Source organism: Caulobacter sp. AP07, assembly GCF_000281955.1.
Taxonomy (GTDB): Bacteria; Pseudomonadota; Alphaproteobacteria; order Caulobacterales; family Caulobacteraceae; genus Caulobacter.
This window is the reverse complement of the sequence record NZ_AKKF01000032.1, coordinates 1-17,760: the sequence shown is the minus strand read 5'-3', so window position 1 is coordinate 17,760 and position 17,760 is coordinate 1. Positions and strand designations below refer to the sequence as shown.

The window sequence follows — 17,760 nt, the reverse complement described above, 5'->3', positions numbered from 1 at the left end:
GACATGGCTACGCAAACCAAGACTGTGAAGGTTCGCCAGACCGGCAGCCCGATCCGCCGCAACGCCGTCCAGCGCGCTACGCTGGCCGGCCTGGGTCTGAACAAGCTGGGACGCGAGTCCGAGCTGGAAGACACCCCGTCGGTTCGCGGCATGATCCGCAAGGTCGCGCACCTGCTGGAAATCGTCGAGTAGTTCTGCTACGAGACGTCGAAATCGCCACCCCGGTGAAAACCGGGGTGGTTTTCGTTTGAGTTTAGATACCGTTTTCAAAAGCCGAGTCCGGCCGCTGGCCGGGCGCAGATCTCCAAGGAGAGGCACATATGACCAAGCTTAATGAACTGGCTCCGGCTCCCGGCTCGACCAAGGGCCGCATGCGCATCGGCCGCGGCCCGGGTTCGGGCAAGGGCAAGACCGGTGGTCGCGGCGTGAAGGGCCAGAAGGCGCGCTCGGGCGTCGCCATCGCCGGCTTCGAAGGCGGCCAGATGCCGCTGCACATGCGCATGCCCAAGCGCGGCTTCAACAACCCCTTCCGCCTCGAGTTCGCTGAAGTGAACCTGTGGCGCCTGGAACAGGCCGTCGAAGCCGGCAAGCTGAAGGCCGGCGCGACGCTGGCCGCCGCCGACCTGATCGCCGCCGGCGTGATCCGTCGCGAGCTGGACGGCGTGAAGCTGCTGGGCAAGGGCGAGATCAAGGCCAAGCTGAACCTGACCGTCTATTCGGCGACCGAAGCGGCCATCAAGGCCGTGGAAGCCGCCGGCGGTTCGGTGACCGTGACCAAGAAGGCCAAGGTTTCGGCCGAGGCCTAAGACCATAGCGTCATCCCGGACGCCGTCCTTGAACGGCAGGCTGGGATCGCGGGGAGGGGAGGGCTCCGGCCCTCCGGAAACTTCCCGCGGCTTCCCGCCGGGATGACAGAATAACGAGGCTCGCCGTGACATCGCGGCGAGCCTCACCTATGTACGGCTCCGTACTAGGGCCAAGCCCGGATCGTGACTCGCCTCGATCCGGGCCCGGCTTGTGAATTATGCTTGGAGCGCGACCTGACCGCGGACGCGGCGCGCGCTCTCGACGTGGGGATTTGAATGGCCTCGGCCGCCGAACAACTCGCAGCCAACATGAACTTCGGGTCCTTCCAGAAGGCCACCGAACTTCACAAGCGCATCTGGTTCACGCTCATCGCGCTGATGGTCTACCGGCTGGGCACCTATGTGCCGATCCCGGGGATCAATCCCGAAGCCTTCGCAGCGGCCTTCGCCGGCCAGTCGAAGGGCATCCTGGGCATGTTCAACATGTTCTCGGGCGGGGCCGTGCAGCGCATGGCCGTGTTCTCGCTGAACGTCATGCCCTACATCAGCGCCTCGATCATCGTGCAGCTGATGGGCTCGGTGTATCCGCCGTGGGAGAAGCTGAAGAAGGAAGGCGGCGAAGCCGGCCGCAAGACCCTCAACCAGTACACCCGCTACCTGGCCGTGGTGCTGGCCCTGATCCAGTCGTTCTCGATCGCGGTCGGCCTGCAGAGCCAGACGGGCATGGTGGTCGGCGGCATCGCGCCGGCGTTCTTCATCGCCTCCACCGTCGTGGCCCTGACCGGCGGCACCCTGTTCCTGATGTGGCTGGGCGAGCAGATCACCAGCCGCGGCGTCGGCAACGGCGTGTCCCTGATCATCTTCACCGGCATCGTCTCGGCCCTGCCGCTGGGCGTGGTCCAGATGTTCACCCAGGTGCAGACCGGCGCGATGTCGGGCTTCGCCCTGTTCGCCGTCGCCGTCCTGGCGATCGCGGTGATCTTCTTCATCGTCTTCATCGAACGCTCGCAGCGCCGCATCCTGATCCACTACCCCAAGCGCCAGCAGGGCAACCGGATGATCGGCGGCGACACCTCGTTCATCCCGCTGAAGCTGAACACCGCCGGCGTCATCCCGCCGATCTTCGCCTCCAGCCTGCTGCTGCTGCCGACCACGGCCATGGGCTTCCTGGCCACCGCCAACCTGCCCAGCTGGCTGGCCTGGCTGCCGAACGTGGTGGGCGCGCTGCAGCACGGCCAGCCGCTGTTCATGGCGCTGTACGCGGGCCTGATCATTTTCTTCACGTTCTTCTACACGTCGGTCGTGTTCAATCCGGAAGAGACCGCCGAGAACCTGCGCAAGTACGGCGGCTTCATGCCGGGCATCCGTCCGGGCAAGCGGACGGCGGAATATCTGGACTATGTCCTGACCCGCCTGACGGTGATCGGCGCGGCCTACATCACCGCCGTCTGCATCCTGCCGGAACTGCTGATGAACAGCATGGGCCCGACCAAGTTCACCCTGGGCGGCACCTCGATCCTGATCGTCGTGACCGTGACCATGGATACCGTCGCCCAGATCCAGTCCCACCTGCTGGCCCACCAGTACGAAGGCCTGATCAAGAAGTCGAAGTTGCGCGGCGGCAAGGGGCGCTAAGCCTCCTATCGACGCGACGTAAGGCCAGAACGCGGAAGCCGGTTTGTCACAAACCGGCTTCCGTTTTTGTCGAACCCACTCTAGGTCTGGCTGACACGGGCGGCAGACCCGGAGAACGCGGGAAGTGCATTGATGAACTTGATCCTGTTCGGACCGCCGGCGGCGGGGAAGGGCACTCAGGCCAAGCGCCTGGTCGATCAGCGCGGTATGGTCCAGCTGTCGACCGGCGACATGCTGCGGGCCGCCATCGCCTCGGGCTCCGAGATGGGCCAGACGGTCAAGGGCGTGCTGGACCGCGGCGACCTGGTCACCGACGAGATCGTCATCGCCCTGATCGAGGACAGGCTGCCGGAGGCCGAAGCGGCCGGTGGAGCCATCTTCGACGGCTTCCCCCGCACGGTGCCCCAGGCGCGGGCCCTGGACGCCATGCTGGCCAAGCGCGGCCAGAAGATCGACTCCGTTCTCCGACTCAAGGTAGACGAGCCGGCGCTCATCGAGCGGATCAGCAAGCGATTCGCCGAACAGGGCCGACCTGACGACAATCCGGAAGTGTTCGTAACGCGCCTGGCGGCCTACAACGCCCAGACCGCGCCGCTGCTCCCGTACTACCGGGAGCAAGGCAAGCTCACGGAACTGGATGGCATGGCTTCCGTGGAAACGGTGGCCGCCTCAATCGACGCCGCGCTTTCGGTCGTGGCTTAAGACTTCGTTGGAATCCTTTCATTCGATCGGATTCCGCCATTGACGGATGCGCAACTATCCCTATAACGGGGCGCTTCCGCGAAAGGGCGCGATCTGTGCGCGCCGGACTGGGTCGAAAGACCGGGCCGGGCGCGCCGTTCGCGTCTTTAGTGCGTGACTAGGAGAACATTAGACGTGGCCCGTATTGCAGGCGTCAACATCCCGACGAACAAGCGCGTTCTGATCGCGCTTCAGTATATTCATGGCATCGGCCAGAAGTCCGCTCGTGACATCGTCACGAAGGTGGGCATCGATGACGCCCGCCGGGTCAACCAGCTGACCGACGCCGAAGTCCTGCAGATCCGTGAAACGATCGACAAGGACTTCACCGTCGAAGGCGACCTGCGCCGCGAAAATTCGATGAACATCAAGCGTCTGATGGACCTGGCCTGCTATCGCGGCCTGCGTCACCGCAAGGGCCTGCCGGTCCGCGGTCAGCGCACCCATACCAATGCTCGCACCCGCAAGGGTCCGGCGAAGCCGATCGCCGGCAAGAAGAAGTAAGGCAGCCTGAACGATGGCCAAGGAACCGGCACGCGTTAAAAAGCGCGAACGCAAGAACATCACCTCGGGCGTGGCGCACGTGAACGCCTCGTTCAACAACACCATGATCACCATCACCGACGCTCAAGGGAACACCATTTCCTGGTCGAGCGCCGGCGCGATGGGCTTCAAGGGCTCGCGCAAGTCGACCCCGTACGCCGCTCAGATGGCTGCGGAAGACGCGGGCAAGAAGGCCGCCGAGCACGGTGTGAAGACCCTCGAGGTCAACGTGTCAGGTCCGGGTTCGGGCCGTGAGTCGGCCCTGCGCGCCCTTCAGGCCGCAGGCATGACCATCACGACGATCCGCGACGTGACGCCGATCCCGCACAACGGCTGCCGTCCGCCCAAGCGTCGTCGCGTCTAGTACTATTACTACCCAATTCTCCATCGCCGGCTGCGAGATTCGCGGCCGGCGAGCCGCGTTCAAGGGATCGACCACGTGATCGAAAGAAACTGGAACGAGCTGATCCGTCCTGAGAAGCCGCAAATCGAGACTGGCGCCGACGCGACCCGCAAGGCTCGCATCGTGGCTGAGCCGCTCGAGCGCGGCTTCGGTGTGACGCTCGGCAACGCTCTCCGCCGCGTCCTGCTCTCCTCGCTTCAGGGCGCCGCCGTCACCGCCATCCAGATCGATGGCGTCGTACACGAATTCTCCTCGCTCGAAGGCGTCCGCGAAGACGTCGTCGACATCGTTCTGAACATCAAGCAACTGGCCGTGCGCATGCACGCCGAAGGCCCCAAGCGCATGACCCTGCGCGCCACGGGCCCCGGCCCGGTGACCGCCGGTCAGATCGAAACGCCTTCGGACATCGAGATCCTGAACCCTGACCACGTGCTGTGCACGCTGGACGACGGCGCCTCGGTGCGCATGGAGTTCACGGTCAACACCGGCAAGGGCTACGTCCCGGCCGACCGCAACCGTCCGGAAGACGCGCCGATCGGCCTGATCGCCGTCGACGCCCTGTACTCGCCGGTCAAGCGCGTCGCCTATCGCGTCGAGCCGACCCGTCAGGGCCAGTCGCTGGACTATGACAAGCTGATCCTGGAAGTGGAAACCAACGGCGCCGTCACGCCGGTGGACGCGGTGGCTTACGCCGCCCGCATCCTGCAAGACCAGCTGCAGATCTTCATCACCTTCGAAGAGCCCAAGGCCAAGACGGCCGACGAGGCCAAGCCGGAACTGCCGTTCAACCCGGCGCTTCTGAAGAAGGTCGATGAGCTGGAACTGTCGGTTCGTTCGGCCAACTGCCTGAAGAACGACAACATCGTCTACATCGGCGACCTGATCCAGAAGACCGAAGCCGAGATGCTCCGCACCCCGAACTTCGGCCGCAAGTCCTTGAACGAGATCAAGGAAGTGCTGGCCGGCATGGGCCTGCACCTGGGCATGGACGTTCCGAACTGGCCGCCGGAAAACATCGAAGACCTGGCCAAGAAGTTCGAAGACCAGATCTAAGACTGAGTACCGAGTACCGCGCTTAATCCGGGCCGCCTTCTTGGAGGGCGGCCTGGGCCTTTTGAAGCCGCAACAGCGGTGGAGGGCCCCGGCGCTTCGTTCTGACCCCGGCAGGGACGCCGCCGGGATTGGTGACAATCGGCGCTTTTTCGCGCGCCACAGCGGGCCGAGGCCCAGGAGACACTACGATGCGTCACGGTAAAGCACACCGTAAACTGGGCCGTACGTCCGCTCACCGCACCGCCATGTTCGCCAACATGTCGGCCTCGCTGATCAAGCACGAGCAGATCGTCACCACCCTGCCCAAGGCCAAGGAACTGCGTCCCTTCGTCGAGAAGCTGGTCACCCTGGCCAAGCGCGGCGACCTGCACGCCCGTCGCCAGGCCATCAGCACCGTCCGCGACGTCGAGCAAGTCGGCAAGCTGTTCGCCACCATCGGTCCCCGCTACAAGGACCGTCAGGGCGGCTACATCCGCGTCCTGAAGGCCGGCTTCCGCTACGGCGACAACGCCCCGCTGGCCGTCATCGAGTTCGTCGACCGCGACGTCTCGGCCAAGGGCAAGGATTCGGGCCCGGTGTTTGACAACGCCTCGGACGACTAAGACTTTCCAGCGCGAGCTGAACGGAAAAGGCCCCGGAGCGATCCGGGGCCTTTTCTGCGTCTGGGGTCGGACTGGTCCTTCTCCCCTTGCGGGAGAAGGTGGCGGCGTAGCCGCCGGATGAGGGGTCTCTCAAACGGTGAATGCCTCGCCCCGCCGCTCCGCGGTCACGGCGGACAGGTCTTTCGACCCCTCATCCGACCCGCTTCGCGGGCCACCTTCTCCCGCAAGGGGAGAAGGTGGCCAAAGGCCTATTCCTTCGTCAGGTCCTGCCGCCTGAACAGCACCAGGGCCCCGACGGCCAACACCACCAGCCAGGCCAGCAGCATCACCAGCCCCAGCCCCGCCGGGCCGGCGTCGGGCCGGAAGCCTTCCGGGGCGGCGACGAAGGTCTTCAGCGTGCGGGCGGCGTAGGCGGGGATGGCCAGGGTCTTCCAGCTGGCGGCCTGGACCGCGGCGGCGGCGGTGGATTGCACGACTACCACCACCAGGCCGGCGATCACCGCGCCCATGGTCGAGCGGGTGACCACCCCGACCAGGGCGGCCAGGGCGCCGATCATCAGCACCTCCAGCCAGGTGATCAGGAAGACGCCGGCGAACTGGCCCAGGAAGGCCGAACCCGCGCCGGAGCCGACGAGCGGGGCGGCGTTGAGCACGCTGCTGAACAGCCCGCCCAGCACCGAGGCCAGGGCCGTCAGCAGCAGGCTCCAGGCCGAGGCCTCGGCGAAGACGATCAGCTTGGCGGCCAGCAGGTTGAGGCGGCTGTTGCGCGGGGTCACCAGCCGCCAGCTCTCCCAGCGATAGTCGCCGGCGACGATCGCCGCGGCGCCGATCAGCAGGAACAGGGCGGTGACCGGCCCCGAGGCGCCGGCCACCGCGCCCATGGCCCGGTTGGCCAGATCGGTGGTCGCGCCGGGGATGGTCTTGTGAAAGGCCAGGCGCACGAAGATGTCGCCGGCCAGGCTGAACAGCAGCGAGGCGAGGGGGGCGAACAGGAAGCCCCAGAACACGGCGGTGCGGTCGCGGATCAGCCGGAAGCGCTCGGCGGCGATGGCGTCAGCGAGCATCGACCAGATCCTTGGGTTCGAGCGCGCCCAGATAGGCGCTTTCCAGGTCGCCTTCGCGCCAGCGGGCCTCGGTGATCTCGACCCCGGCCTGGACCAGGGCGCGGATCAGGGCGGGGGTCTCGGCGCGCAGGACGTCGGCCAGCACGGCGTGGGGACCGTCCGGCTCGCCCTTGGCGCCGAGCACCGCCAGGGCCGCCTCGACCGGCGTCACCGTCAGCCGCAGGCGGGGACGGCCGCCGGTCAGCGACTCGACGTCGCCCTCGGCGGCCAGCTTGCCCTTGGAGAGGATCGCCACCCGGTCGCAGACCCGGCGCACCTCGTCCAGCTGGTGGCTGGCCAGGATGATGGTCACGCCTTCCTTGTCGGCCAGGTCGCGGATCAGGGCGCGGATCTCCTGGATGCCGGCCGGGTCCATGCCGCTGGTCGGCTCGTCCAGGATCACCAGTTCCGGGCGGGTGAAGAAGGCGGCGGCCAGGCCCAGCCGCTGCTTCATGCCCACCGAGAAGCCGCCGGTCTTGCGGTCGGCGGCGCCGCCCAGGCCGACGCGCTCGATCCAGTATTCGATGTCGGCGCCGGCCGCGCCGCTTTCGAGGGCCAGCATCTTCAGGGTGTCGCGGGCGGTCAGGTAGGGCGGATAGCGCGGGGTCTCGATCATCGCCCCCACCCGCCGCAGCGACGAGGTCTGGCCGGCGGGGGCGCCGAACAGCCGCGCCGCGCCGCTGGTCGGGCGCACCAGGCCCAGGGCGATGCGGAACAGGGTGCTCTTGCCCGCCCCGTTGGGACCCAGCACGCCGAACACGCCGCCGGCCGGGATGCTCAGGGACAGGCTGTCCAGCGCGCGCACCGCGCCGTAGGTCTTGACGAGGTTCTCGGCCTCCAGGGCAAGGTTCATTCGGGGCTTGGTCCGGCGAGGTTCATTCGGCGACTCCCTGGAAGACGCCGCGACTATGGCCGGAGGCGCGAAAACCGCCAAGTTAAGTCGCGGTCATCCGTGGCGGGGCGTCACATAGTCGGGCTATAGCGAGGCTTGGTCGGGTTCGAGGTGCGTGATGGTCGCTGTGTGTCGCTGGGCTGCCCTGGTCCTGGTCTTGATGCTGGGCGCTTGCGCCACCGGGACGCCGCCCGCCGCCCCCAGGGCGGCGCTGACCGTGCTGGTGTCGATAGACGGGTTCCGGGCCGACTATCTGGACCGGGGAAACACCCCGACCCTGAGCGCCCTGGCCGCCGACGGCGCGCGCGGCGCCATGCGGCCCTCGTTCCCGTCCCTGACCTTTCCCAACCACTATACCCTGGTGACCGGCAAGCGGCCCGACCACAACGGGGTGGTCGACAACATGATGGAAGATCCCGCGATCCCGGGCGTGACCTTCAGGATGTCCAACCACGACGCGGTCGTCGATCCGCGCTGGTGGAGCCAGGCCAAGCCGATCTGGGTCAGCGCCGAGCAGCAGGGCGTCCATGCCGCAACCCTGTTCTGGCCGGGTTCGGAGACCGAAATCGACGGCGTGCGCCCCAGCCACTGGAAAGCTTTCGACCAGAAGATCGCCGCCAATGACCGGGTCGACATCCTGCTGTCGTGGATCGACGCCAAGGATCCGATCCTGGGTTTCGGCACCCTCTATTTCGACCCGGTCGACACCCAGGGCCACCACTACGGCCCGGACTCGCCGGAGGTGAACGCCGCCGCCGCCCAGGTCGACGCGGCCATCGGCCGGCTGGTGGCGGGGCTGAAGGCGAGGGGGCTGTACGAGACCACCAACATCGTCGTCGTCGCCGACCACGGCATGGCGCCCCAGCCGCTGAGCGGGCTGATCGACGTCTCGACCCTGGCCGATCCGGCCAAGGCGCGCTTCGTCAGCACTGGTTCGGTCGTTTCGGTCCGGCCGCTGCCCGGCCACGAGGCCGAGGTCACGGCCGCCCTGCTGCGCCCCATCCCGCACCTGAACTGCTGGGAGAAGGACAAAATCCCGGCCCGCTATGGCTACGGGACCAATCCGCGCGTGCCGCCGATCGTCTGTCTGGCGGAGACGGGCTGGTACTTCGCCACCGCCGAGGCCATCAAGAAGCGCCTGGCCGACCATCCGCGCGACGGCGGCGCCCATGGCTATGATCCCGCCGACCCGACCATGCGGGCGGTGTTCGTCGCCCACGGCCCGGCGTTCAAGCATGGCGTGGTGTTGCCGGTGTTCGACAATGTCGACGTCTATCCGCTGCTGACCCGGGTCATCGGCGTCCGGGGCGACCACGGCGACGGCCGGTTGGGGCCGGTGAAGGCGGCGCTGCGCTAGAGCAGGGCCAGCAGCCGCCGCTCCATGCGCGCCAGGGCCGCCGCGAAGACCTCCGGGTCGTCCAGGGCCCGGCACAGCACCAGCGCGCCCTGGACCTGGATCAGGGCGTCCTCGGCCGCGTCCCGTGCGTCGGGAGCCGCCACGCCGCCGCGTTCCAGCGTCGCGGCCAGGGCGTCGCGCCAGGCGGCGAAATAGTCGCGGACCTGGCCTGGAAAGCGCTCGCGGACATTGTCGAGCGCGAAGGCCCCGACTAAGCAGACACGCCGGCCGGAGCGGAAATAGGCGTCGACGGCGGCGCGCATCGCCCCGATCGCCGCGCGCGGGTCGCCGGGCCCGCGCAGCGGCGCGAACACCTCGGCCTCGAACCAGCCGTCGATCTGGGTCAGGACGGCGGCCCCCATCTCTTCCTTCCCGCCGGGGAAGAAGTGATAGAGGCTGCCCTTGCCCAGGCCGGTGTGCTGGCCGATCACCGACAGGCTGGCGCCCTCGAACCCGTTCTCGCGGAAGGCCTCCGCCAGCAGCGGAACCACTTGCGCGCGTTCGCTGGCGCCCTTGCCTCCGCCGCCCTTGTCTCCGACAGTCTTGCCCACGCGGTCACAACCCCATTTCGGTCAGGCCCGGATGGTCGGCCGGGCGCGGTCCGAGCGGCCAGAAGAACCGGCGCTCGCTCTCGTCGATCGGGCGTTCGTTGATGCTGGCCTCGCGCCGCCGCATCAGGCCGTCGGCCTCGAATTCCCACTGCTCGTTCCCGTAGGCCACGTGCCACTGGTTGGAGTCGTCGCGATATTCATAGCGGAAGCGGACCGAGATGCGATTGCCGGTGAAGGCCCAAAGCTCCTTGATCAGCCGGTAATCCAGCTCCTTGTCCCACTTGCGGGCCAGCAGGGCCTGGGCGGCCGCGCGGCCCTGCGCGAACTCGGCGCGATTGCGCCACGAGGTGTCTTCCGAATAGGCCAGGGCCACCTTGGCGGCGTCGCGGCCGTTCCAGCCGTCCTCGGCGGCTCGGACCTTGGCGACGGCGGTTTCGTGGGTGAACGGCGGAAGCGGCGGGCGGATGGCGGACATCGGTCGGTTTCCTGTCTTGTTGTACCGATTGGTACAGTTGTACTGATCGGTACAATCGGCAAGGCTCGACGTCAACCTTCATGGCTTGCGATTTTAGTTTCGATATGCGTTAAATATTCCATCAAATTGTAAATGGAGCTTCGCCATGGCCCGCGCTTCCCTGACCTCGGCCCTCTGCTACCGCGACCCCAAGGCGGCGCTGAAATGGCTGGAGGCGGCGTTCGACTTCGAGCTGGTGATGCTGATCGAGGACGCCGACGGCAACCTGGCCCATTCGGAGATGAAGTTCGGCGACAGCCTGGTGATGATCGGCAATGAGTGGACCGCGCAGCACAAGAGCCCGGCCTCGATCGACGGCTTCAACACCCAGAGCGTGCACATCAAGGTCGAAGGCGACGTCGACGCCCATTGCCAGCGGGCCCGCGCGGCGGGGGCCGAAATCCTGATGGAGCCGGCCGACCAGTTCTATGGCGACCGCACCTATCGCTGCCGCGACCTGGAGGGCCACTTCTGGACCGTGGGCGCGGCGGTCAAGGCGGTGAGCCGCGAGGAGGCCGAGGCGGCGTCGGGCCTGAAGATCCAAGGCTGGATGTGACCCGCTCATGACCCAGGACGACTTCCGCCGCCTGGCCCTGGCCCTGCCCGAGGCGATCGAGAGCGCGCACATGGGTACGGTGGATTTCCGGGTCGGGCGGATCTTCGCCACCCTGGGCTATCCCAACCCCAGCTTCGGCATGGTGTCGCTGACCCGCGAGCAGCAGGAGATGGTGGTCGGGGTCGAGCCGACGATGTTCGCCCCCGTGCCCGGGGCCTGGGGCCTGAAGGGCGCAACCCTGGTCGTGCTGGCGGCTGTCGACGAACCCACCCTGCGCGGCGCGCTGGAGGCGGCCTGGCGGCTGAAGGCCAACAGGCGGCAGATCGCCCTGCTGGACGCCAGCCGCGCCCCGACCAATGCCCCCGTCGGCGCTCAAGCGCCGTCATGAGCGCCTCGCTCGACGTCACCCTGGCGGCCTTGGCCGACCCGCACCGGCGGGCGACGGTGGACCTGCTGCGCCAGGGCCCGCGCCGGGCCGGCGAACTGGCCCTGGCCGCCGGCCTGTCGGCTCCGGCCATGAGCCGCCACCTGCGCACCCTGCGCCAGGCCGGGCTGGTCGAGGAAACCCATCCGCCGTTCGACGCTCGGGTGCGGGTCTATGCGCTGCGGCCGGCCCCGATGGCCGAGCTGAAGGCCTGGGCCGAGGCGGCCGAGGCGCTGTGGAGCGACCAACTCCTGGCCCTCAAGGCCCATGTGGAGGCGGGGACTTGAGTTCGAAGGTTCTGGTCGCCCTGCGCATCAAGGCTCCGCCGTTGCGGGTGTTCGAGGTCTTCACCGCCGACATCGGCGCCTGGTGGCGGCCCAACGATCTGTTCTCGTTCACCCCGCGCTCGCCGGGCGTGCTGGCGTTCGAAGGGGCGGGCGAGGGGAGCCGTCTGGTCGAGCGCCTGCCCAGCGGCAAGGTGTTCGAGATCGGCCCCGTCCGCGTCTGGACGCCGGGCGAGCGGCTGGTGTTCGGCTGGCGCCAGGCGACCTTCGCGCCCGGCATGGACACCGAGGTCGAGGTGCGGTTCGAGGCGGTGGGGCCCTCCGAAAACCAGGAGACCCGTGTCACCGTCGAGCATCGTGGCTGGGATACGGTGCCGATCGAGCACGTGGCGCGGCATCACTTCCCGGACGGCGTGTTCCTGCACCGGCATGGCGAGTGGTGGCGGGACCTGCTGGAGGGGCTCCGGCAAGCCTTGATTTCACCGTCCCCTTAGATCGTCATCCCCCGACTTGTTCGAGGGATGACGACCAAGGTGGAAAGCGTGGAAGAACAGAGTTAGGGGAAGCGTCATGACCAAGGCCATCAGCAAAACCCACCGCCAGGCGGCGCTGGGCTTCATCTTCGTCACCGCCACCCTCGACGTGCTGTCGCTGGGGGTGATGATCCCCGTGCTGCCCGAGCTGATGAAGCGGTTCAACGGCGGCGACACGGCGCAAACCGCGCTGTGGACGGTGCTGTTCGCCACCACCTGGGGCGTGATGCAGTTCTTCTGTTCGCCGATCCTGGGCCTGATGTCCGACCGGTTCGGCCGCCGACCGGTGATCCTGACCTCGATCTTCGGCCTGGGGATCGACTTCCTGTTCATGGCCTTCGCGCCGAACCTGTGGTGGCTGTTCGTCGGCCGGGTGTTCAACGGCATGACCGCCGCCAGCTTCTCGACCGCCGGGGCCTATGTGGCCGACGTCACCAAGCCCGAGGACCGAGCCAAGGGCTTTGGCCTGATGGGGGCGGCGTTCGGGGTGGGCTTCACCTTCGGGCCGGCCCTGGGCGGCTGGCTCTGGCATTTCGACCATCGCCTGCCGTTCCTGGTCTGCGCCGCCCTGGCCCTGTGCAACTGGCTGTACGGCTTCTTCGTGCTGCCGGAATCCCTGCCGCCGGAGAAGCGGGTCAAGCGCTTCGACTGGAAGAAGGCCAATCCCGTCGGCTCGCTGAACCTGCTGCGGAGCAAGCCCGACCTGCTGGGGCTGGGCGTGGTGGGTTTCCTGTTCCAGCTGTCCCACAACGTGCTGCCCAGCGTCTTCGTGCTGTACATGGGCTTCCGCTATCACTGGTCGACCGCGGTGATCGGCCTGACCCTGATGGGCAGCGGGATCGCCGGCATCCTGCTGCAGAGCTTCGTGGTCGGACCGATCGTCAAGCGGGTGGGCGAGCGCGGGGCGCTGCTGATCGGCCTGTTTTCGTGCGCCGTCGGGTTCCTGATCTACGCCCTGGCCCCGACCGGCTGGCTGTACCTGTGCGGCCTGCCGATCTTCGCCTTCTCGGGCCTGATCCAGCCGGGCCTGCAGGGCCTGATGACCCGTCGGGTCGAGCCCTGGGAGCAGGGCCAGCTGCAGGGCGCCAATTCGGCGATGATGGGCATTACCGCCATCATCGGGCCGTCGCTGTACCTGCTGCCGTTCGCCTGGGCGATCCGTCACGACGCGACCCTGCACCTGCCGGGCCTGCCGATCCTGATCGCCGCGGCGATGGTGCTGGCCGCCGCCGTCCTGACCCTGCGCGTCGCCCGGCCGCTGGCGGCGGAACCCCAGGCCGCCTGAGGGTTTCAGTCTTCAGATCCGCGGCCAAGGTCTCGAACCTTGGCCGCCATCAATGCGCCCGAAAGCTCGGCTGATGTCGCGGGCTGCTTCCACGGAGTCGCGAAACCCCCATGCGATCCTATCGCGTCCTGCTTCCCGCCCTGGCCCTGCTGGCCGCCTGCTCGCCGCAAGGGCCGTCGAAGGCCCAATCGATCCCGGACCTGGCCCAGCCGACCCGCCGCGTTCCCAGCGACCCGGGCTCGATGAAGGCCTCGTTCTCGCCGGTCGTGAAGAAGACCGCGCCGGCCATCGTCAACGTCGCCAGCCGCCGCGTGGTGCGCCAGCAGGCGCGTGACCCGTTCTGGGACTTCTTCATGGGCGGCGGCGGCGGCGCGCCACGCGACCAGGTGCAGGGCTCGCTGGGGTCCGGCGCCATCGTTCGCGCCGACGGGGTGATCATCACCAACCACCACAACATCGAGAACATGAGCGACATCACCGTCCAGCTGGCCGACCGCCGGGAATTCCCGGCCACGGTGCTGCTTGATGATCCGCGCTCCGACCTGGCGGTGCTGAAGATCGACACCAAGGGCGAGCGCCTGCCGGTGATCGCCATCGACGACCAGGAACAGCTGGAGGTCGGCGACCTGGTGCTGGCGCTGGGCAACCCGTTCGGGGTGGGCCAGACCGTGACCAACGGCATCGTCTCGGCCCTGGCCCGCACCGACGTCGGGGCGGCCGAGTTCGGCAGCTACATCCAGACCGACGCGGCGATCAATCCGGGCAATTCCGGCGGTCCGCTGGTCGACATGGACGGCGACCTGATCGGGGTGAACACCTTCATCATCTCACGCTCGGGCTCGTCCAGCGGCGTCGGTTTCGCCATTCCGGCCGCCGTGGTGCGGCAGGTGGTGAGCACGGCCCTGGGCGGCGGCCACAGCGTGGTGCGGCCCTGGCTGGGCGTGAAGGGCCAGCCGGTGACCGCCGAGATCGCCCGCGGCCTGGGCCTGGCCACGCCGCGTGGCGTGGTGATCTCCGACGTCTATCCGGGCGGTTCGGCCCAGCGGGCCGGCATCCGCGAGGGCGACGTGATCCTGACCATCGACGGCCAGGCGGTGAACGACGAGGGCGGCGGCGCCTTCGCCATCGGCACCCACAAGGTCGGCGACCGGGTCTCGGTGCTGATCAACCGCGGCGGCAAGGAGCAGACCCTGACCCTGCGCGCCGAGGCCGCGCCGGAAAGCCCGGCCCGGGACGAGCGGGTGCTGAAGGGCCGCAACCCCTTCGACGGGGCGACCGTGGTCAACCTGTCGCCGGCCGCGGCCCAGGACCTCGGCGTCGACGCCTTCGCCGGGCGCGGCGTGCTGGTCACCAAGATCGGCCAGGGTTTCGCGCTGAACGCCGGCCTGCGTCCGGGCGACTTCGTCCGCGAGGTCAACGGCAAGGCCATCAACACCACCGCCGAGCTGGCGGCGGTGGCCAACGCCGGCGGGTCGGCCTGGACGGTGACCATCGAGCGCAACGGCCAGCGGATCACGGCGCGGCTTAGGGCGTAGCGGAGCGCGCCTGCCAGGCCCGGTGCTCGCGACGCTTGTTCGAAAGGCGCGCGAGCGGTACCGTGGCCTGGCTGGCCAACCGACGATACGAAGGTCGAGGAAACGCGCCATGACCCATCTTGGAAGTTGCTTTTGCGGCACGGTCCAGTTGGAGGTCACCGGCGAGCCGGAGGCCATGGGCTATTGCCATTGCCAGTCTTGCCGCTCGTGGTCCGGCGGGCCGGTCAACGCCTTCAGCCTGTGGAAACCCGAGGCCGTGCGGATCACCTCGGGGTCCGACGAGCTGGCGAGCTATCAGAAGACCGGGTTCAGCCAGCGGCAATACTGCGCCAAGTGCGGCGGGCACCTGATGACCAACCATCCGACCCTGGGGCTGGTGGACGTCTTCGCCGCGACCCTTCCGACCTTGGCCTTCACGCCGGGCGTACACGTGAACTACGCCCAGACCGTCCTGCCGATGCACGACGGCCTGCCCAAGCTGAAGGACTTCCCGGCGGAGTTCGGCGGCTCCGGCGAGACGATGGCGGAGTAGGCTCGGGCTGGCACCTACGCCTTGATCTTCGAAGCGATCGACCAGCAGTGGCCGAACGGGTCGAGGACCTGGCCGTAGCGGTCGCCCCAGAACTGGTCGGCCAGCGGGAAGCGCACCGTCGCGCCGGCCTCGAGCGCCCGGTTCCACCAGGCGTCGGCGTCGTCGACCTGCAGGTGCAGGGTGACCGAGGCGGGGGGCGCGAAGGCCGCGCCGCCGACCATCTCGGCGAAATGGTCCGACAGCATCACCCAGTCGCCGTTGATGACCAGCCGCGAATGCATGATCCGCTCGCCGTCGTCGGCGGTGTTGCGGAAGGTCTCCTCGGCCAGGAACGCCCGTTTGTAGAACTCCACGGCCGCCTTGCCGCCGACCACGGACAGATACGGGGTGACGCCGGATGCGGGGCCCCGGGTCGGGTCGCCGTCGTTGGTCATGGTGGTTCCTCCCACGATTAAGTAAACCTACTCCATGTCCGATCTTTTCCAAGCCGCCGGCCTGACGCCCCATGCGCCCAGCCCGCTGGCCGACCGCCTGCGACCCCAGACCCTCGATGAGGTGGTGGGCCAGGAACACCTGCTGGGCCCCGACGGCCCCATCGGCCGGATGGCCGCGGCCCGTCGCCTGGCCTCGATGATCCTGTGGGGGCCGCCCGGCACCGGCAAGACCACCATCGCCCGCCTGCTGGCCAAGGCCGGCGGCTACGAGTTCATGCAGATCTCGGCGGTGTTCTCCGGCGTCGCCGACCTGAAGAAGGCCTTCGAGCAGGCTCGCATGCGCCGCCAGGCCGGCCAGAGCACCCTGCTGTTCGTCGACGAGATCCATCGCTTCAACCGCGCCCAGCAGGACGGTTTCCTGCCGTTCGTGGAGGAGGGGATCGTCACCCTTGTGGGCGCCACGACCGAGAACCCGTCGTTCGAGCTGAACGGCGCTCTGCTGTCGCGCTGCCAGGTCTTCGTGCTCAAGCGCCTGGACGAGGAGGCGCTGGAAGCCCTGCTGGTCAAGGCCGAGGCCGCCGAGGGGCGCAGGCTGCCGCTGGACGACGACGCTCGCGCGACCCTGATCGCCATGGCCGACGGCGACGGCCGCTACCTGCTGACCCTGACCGAGACCCTGCTGGCCGTCGGCACGGACACGCCGCTCAACCCCACCCAGCTGGGCCAGTTCCTGCAGAAGCGCCGCCCGGCCTACGACAAGAACCGCGAAGAGCACTACAACCTCGTCTCGGCCCTGCATAAGTCGGTGCGCGGCAGCGACCCGGACGCGGCGCTGTACTGGCTGGCGCGGATGCTGGAGGGCGGCGAGGACCCGCTGTTCATCGCCCGCCGCCTGGTGCGCATGGCGTCGGAGGATATCGGCGCGGCCGACCCGCTGAGCCTGCTGCTGACCACCGCCGCCAAGGACGCCTACGACTTCCTGGGATCGCCCGAGGGCGAACTGGCCCTGGCCCAGGCCGTGGTCCACATGGCCAGCGCCCCCAAGTCCAACGCCGTCTACGTCGCCTACAAGGCCGCCCGCCGGGCCGCCAAGGAGACCGGCAGCTTGCCGCCGCCGGCCCACATCCTCAACGCCCCGACCAAGCTGATGAAGACCCTCGGCTATGGCGACGGCTACGCCTACGACCACGACGTCGAGGGCGGGGTCTCGGGCCAGAACTATTTCCCCGATGGCATGACGCGCCCCAGCCTGTATGAGCCCAAGCCGGTTGGCGCCGAGGCCAAGGTCAAGGAACGGCTGGACGCCTGGAACCGCCTGCGGAGAGACGGCAAGTGAAGCTTACACCCGCGGTCCGCGTGACCGCCGCGCTCTGCCTGGTCCTGCTGGCGGCGGGCGGGCTGCTGCTGTGGCTGGCCGCCGTCACGCCCTGGCACAGCGACTCCAAGGCCTATTTCGCCGAGCTGCACGCCTTGCGCGGCCTGCTCTATTTCGGCGAGCCGCAGCTGGCCGACTTCAAGCAGGCCACGGCCCGGTTCGGCGTGCTGCAGGCCAAGTACGCCACCCACAAATGGCTGTATGCCGACCTGGCCTATAGCAGCCTCAGCCTCGCGGCCTTCGCGGCCGTCGTTACGGGCCTGGTGGCGCGGTTCGGGGCGCGGTTGCTGACGACCCAGCGCAACGCCTTGATCGTCCTGGGCGTAACGTTCCTGGCCCTGGTCGCCACCCTGGCGGGCCTGGCGGCCGATCCGCTGCACCGGATGTATCGCGAGCAGTTGCCGGAGTGGTCGGACGCCATCGCCATTCCGCTGGCCGGGGCGGTGGTGGCGATGATCCCGATCGCCCTGATCACCCTGGTGCTGGTCGTCGTTCCCCTGGTCGCCCGTCGCCGGGCGCGCGGACCGCTGCTGGTCCTCAGCCGACCGCCGCACTGGCGGGGC

At 68.2% G+C, this 17,760-nt stretch carries 23 protein-coding genes; 18 read left to right on the top strand and 5 right to left on the bottom strand.

Annotated elements, in window-relative coordinates; genetic code table 11:
• Positions 1-3: 3 nt before the first annotated feature.
• The 8 genes from rpmD (at position 4) to rplQ (ending at position 5,783) form a co-directional block, all read left to right on the top strand.
• Positions 4-192: a 50S ribosomal protein L30 gene (gene rpmD / locus PMI01_RS02810; RefSeq protein WP_007662719.1), complete on the top strand. Its 189-nt coding sequence runs from the start codon at positions 4-6 to the stop codon at positions 190-192.
• Between the two features lie 128 nt (positions 193-320).
• Positions 321-806 carry a 50S ribosomal protein L15 gene (rplO, locus tag PMI01_RS02805; RefSeq protein ID WP_007662712.1) on the top strand — a complete coding sequence of 162 codons (486 nt, stop codon included), beginning with the start codon at positions 321-323 and terminating at the stop codon, positions 804-806.
• Positions 807-1,082: 276 nt separating this feature from the next.
• On the top strand, positions 1,083-2,441 hold the full coding sequence (gene secY, locus PMI01_RS02800; RefSeq protein ID WP_007662711.1) for a preprotein translocase subunit SecY: 1,359 nt from the start codon (positions 1,083-1,085) through the stop codon (positions 2,439-2,441).
• 132 nt (positions 2,442-2,573) lie between these two features.
• Positions 2,574-3,143: an adenylate kinase gene (locus tag PMI01_RS02795; RefSeq protein ID WP_007662710.1), complete on the top strand. Its 570-nt coding sequence runs from the start codon at positions 2,574-2,576 to the stop codon at positions 3,141-3,143.
• 174 nt (positions 3,144-3,317) lie between these two features.
• Positions 3,318-3,686, top strand: coding sequence for a 30S ribosomal protein S13 (gene rpsM, locus PMI01_RS02790; RefSeq protein WP_035034191.1), 369 nt, complete (start codon positions 3,318-3,320; stop codon positions 3,684-3,686).
• A 13-nt stretch (positions 3,687-3,699) separates the two neighbouring features.
• Positions 3,700-4,089 (top strand): 30S ribosomal protein S11, encoded by a 390-nt coding sequence (rpsK, locus tag PMI01_RS02785; protein ID WP_007662706.1) that lies wholly within the window; start codon positions 3,700-3,702, stop codon positions 4,087-4,089.
• 75 nt (positions 4,090-4,164) lie between these two features.
• Positions 4,165-5,181, top strand: coding sequence for a DNA-directed RNA polymerase subunit alpha (locus tag PMI01_RS02780; RefSeq protein WP_007662705.1), 1,017 nt, complete (start codon positions 4,165-4,167; stop codon positions 5,179-5,181).
• Between the two features lie 188 nt (positions 5,182-5,369).
• Positions 5,370-5,783 (top strand): 50S ribosomal protein L17, encoded by a 414-nt coding sequence (gene rplQ / locus PMI01_RS02775; protein WP_007662704.1) that lies wholly within the window; start codon positions 5,370-5,372, stop codon positions 5,781-5,783.
• 248 nt (positions 5,784-6,031) lie between these two features.
• Here the strand turns inward: rplQ and PMI01_RS02770 are convergent, their stop codons facing one another.
• The gene (locus PMI01_RS02770) at positions 6,032-6,847 is read right to left on the bottom strand and encodes an ABC transporter permease (protein ID WP_007662703.1); all 816 of its coding nucleotides are present in this window, start codon (positions 6,845-6,847) and stop codon (positions 6,032-6,034) included.
• The gene (locus PMI01_RS02765) at positions 6,837-7,739 is read right to left on the bottom strand and encodes an ABC transporter ATP-binding protein (protein ID WP_007662702.1); all 903 of its coding nucleotides are present in this window, start codon (positions 7,737-7,739) and stop codon (positions 6,837-6,839) included. The genes PMI01_RS02770 and PMI01_RS02765 overlap by 11 nt, the downstream gene beginning before the upstream one ends.
• A gap of 157 nt (positions 7,740-7,896) precedes the next feature.
• Here PMI01_RS02765 and PMI01_RS02760 point away from each other — a divergent pair, with 157 nt between their 5' ends.
• Entirely contained in the window at positions 7,897-9,135 is a 1,239-nt protein-coding gene (locus PMI01_RS02760) for an alkaline phosphatase family protein (RefSeq protein ID WP_007662701.1), read from the top strand.
• Here PMI01_RS02760 and PMI01_RS02755 read toward each other — a convergent pair.
• Both PMI01_RS02755 and PMI01_RS02750 read right to left on the bottom strand, forming a co-directional pair.
• Complete coding sequence (locus tag PMI01_RS02755; protein ID WP_007662700.1) at positions 9,132-9,725, bottom strand: TetR/AcrR family transcriptional regulator; 594 nt, start codon at positions 9,723-9,725, stop codon at positions 9,132-9,134. The genes PMI01_RS02760 and PMI01_RS02755 overlap by 4 nt on opposite strands.
• 4 nt (positions 9,726-9,729) lie before the next feature.
• Complete coding sequence (locus PMI01_RS02750) at positions 9,730-10,200, bottom strand: nuclear transport factor 2 family protein (protein ID WP_007662699.1); 471 nt, start codon at positions 10,198-10,200, stop codon at positions 9,730-9,732.
• A gap of 145 nt (positions 10,201-10,345) precedes the next feature.
• Between PMI01_RS02750 and PMI01_RS02745 the strand changes: the two genes are divergently transcribed.
• From PMI01_RS02745 to PMI01_RS02715, 7 genes are all read left to right on the top strand, one after another.
• A complete protein-coding gene (locus tag PMI01_RS02745) occupies positions 10,346-10,795 on the top strand; it encodes a VOC family protein (protein ID WP_007662698.1) in 450 nt (149 codons plus the stop codon).
• 7 nt (positions 10,796-10,802) lie between these two features.
• Positions 10,803-11,183: an MmcQ/YjbR family DNA-binding protein gene (locus PMI01_RS02740; RefSeq protein ID WP_007662696.1), complete on the top strand. Its 381-nt coding sequence runs from the start codon at positions 10,803-10,805 to the stop codon at positions 11,181-11,183.
• Positions 11,180-11,506, top strand: coding sequence for an ArsR/SmtB family transcription factor (locus PMI01_RS02735; RefSeq protein WP_007662695.1), 327 nt, complete (start codon positions 11,180-11,182; stop codon positions 11,504-11,506). Before PMI01_RS02740 ends, PMI01_RS02735 begins: the two co-directional genes overlap by 4 nt.
• Entirely contained in the window at positions 11,503-11,997 is a 495-nt protein-coding gene (locus PMI01_RS02730; protein WP_007662693.1) for an SRPBCC domain-containing protein, read from the top strand. Before PMI01_RS02735 ends, PMI01_RS02730 begins: the two co-directional genes overlap by 4 nt.
• 76 nt (positions 11,998-12,073) lie before the next feature.
• Complete coding sequence (locus tag PMI01_RS02725) at positions 12,074-13,321, top strand: TCR/Tet family MFS transporter (RefSeq protein ID WP_007662691.1); 1,248 nt, start codon at positions 12,074-12,076, stop codon at positions 13,319-13,321.
• 110 nt (positions 13,322-13,431) lie between these two features.
• On the top strand, positions 13,432-14,856 hold the full coding sequence (locus tag PMI01_RS02720; RefSeq protein ID WP_007662689.1) for a Do family serine endopeptidase: 1,425 nt from the start codon (positions 13,432-13,434) through the stop codon (positions 14,854-14,856).
• Between the two features lie 109 nt (positions 14,857-14,965).
• A complete protein-coding gene (locus tag PMI01_RS02715; RefSeq protein ID WP_007662676.1) occupies positions 14,966-15,388 on the top strand; it encodes a GFA family protein in 423 nt (140 codons plus the stop codon).
• A 14-nt stretch (positions 15,389-15,402) separates the two neighbouring features.
• Here the strand turns inward: PMI01_RS02715 and PMI01_RS02710 are convergent, their stop codons facing one another.
• Positions 15,403-15,822: a VOC family protein gene (locus PMI01_RS02710; protein WP_007662665.1), complete on the bottom strand. Its 420-nt coding sequence runs from the start codon at positions 15,820-15,822 to the stop codon at positions 15,403-15,405.
• 34 nt (positions 15,823-15,856) lie between these two features.
• Here PMI01_RS02710 and PMI01_RS02705 point away from each other — a divergent pair, with 34 nt between their 5' ends.
• Both PMI01_RS02705 and PMI01_RS02700 read left to right on the top strand, forming a co-directional pair.
• Positions 15,857-17,158 (top strand): replication-associated recombination protein A, encoded by a 1,302-nt coding sequence (locus PMI01_RS02705; RefSeq protein WP_007662656.1) that lies wholly within the window; start codon positions 15,857-15,859, stop codon positions 17,156-17,158.
• Positions 17,155-17,760, top strand: a 606-nt coding sequence (locus PMI01_RS02700) for a hypothetical protein (protein ID WP_007662655.1), incomplete at its 3' end; no start/stop codon positions are given. The genes PMI01_RS02705 and PMI01_RS02700, both read left to right, overlap by 4 nt.

Coding starts and splice junctions, on each gene's coding strand:
- PMI01_RS02725 (WP_007662691.1), top strand. CDS start 12,074: ATGACCAAGGCCATCAGCAAAACCCACCGCCAGGCGGCGCTGGGCTTC.
- rpmD (WP_007662719.1), top strand. CDS start 4: ATGGCTACGCAAACCAAGACTGTGAAGGTTCGCCAGACCGGCAGCCCG.
- PMI01_RS02740 (WP_007662696.1), top strand. CDS start 10,803: ATGACCCAGGACGACTTCCGCCGCCTGGCCCTGGCCCTGCCCGAGGCG.
- PMI01_RS02765 (WP_007662702.1), bottom strand. CDS start 7,739: ATGAACCTTGCCCTGGAGGCCGAGAACCTCGTCAAGACCTACGGCGCG.
- rplO (WP_007662712.1), top strand. CDS start 321: ATGACCAAGCTTAATGAACTGGCTCCGGCTCCCGGCTCGACCAAGGGC.
- PMI01_RS02750 (WP_007662699.1), bottom strand. CDS start 10,200: ATGTCCGCCATCCGCCCGCCGCTTCCGCCGTTCACCCACGAAACCGCC.
- PMI01_RS02795 (WP_007662710.1), top strand. CDS start 2,574: ATGAACTTGATCCTGTTCGGACCGCCGGCGGCGGGGAAGGGCACTCAG.
- PMI01_RS02705 (WP_007662656.1), top strand. CDS start 15,857: ATGTCCGATCTTTTCCAAGCCGCCGGCCTGACGCCCCATGCGCCCAGC.
- rpsK (WP_007662706.1), top strand. CDS start 3,700: ATGGCCAAGGAACCGGCACGCGTTAAAAAGCGCGAACGCAAGAACATC.
- PMI01_RS02715 (WP_007662676.1), top strand. CDS start 14,966: ATGACCCATCTTGGAAGTTGCTTTTGCGGCACGGTCCAGTTGGAGGTC.
- rplQ (WP_007662704.1), top strand. CDS start 5,370: ATGCGTCACGGTAAAGCACACCGTAAACTGGGCCGTACGTCCGCTCAC.
- PMI01_RS02710 (WP_007662665.1), bottom strand. CDS start 15,822: ATGACCAACGACGGCGACCCGACCCGGGGCCCCGCATCCGGCGTCACC.
- PMI01_RS02745 (WP_007662698.1), top strand. CDS start 10,346: ATGGCCCGCGCTTCCCTGACCTCGGCCCTCTGCTACCGCGACCCCAAG.
- PMI01_RS02720 (WP_007662689.1), top strand. CDS start 13,432: ATGCGATCCTATCGCGTCCTGCTTCCCGCCCTGGCCCTGCTGGCCGCC.
- PMI01_RS02760 (WP_007662701.1), top strand. CDS start 7,897: ATGGTCGCTGTGTGTCGCTGGGCTGCCCTGGTCCTGGTCTTGATGCTG.
- PMI01_RS02770 (WP_007662703.1), bottom strand. CDS start 6,847: ATGCTCGCTGACGCCATCGCCGCCGAGCGCTTCCGGCTGATCCGCGAC.
- PMI01_RS02735 (WP_007662695.1), top strand. CDS start 11,180: ATGAGCGCCTCGCTCGACGTCACCCTGGCGGCCTTGGCCGACCCGCAC.
- secY (WP_007662711.1), top strand. CDS start 1,083: ATGGCCTCGGCCGCCGAACAACTCGCAGCCAACATGAACTTCGGGTCC.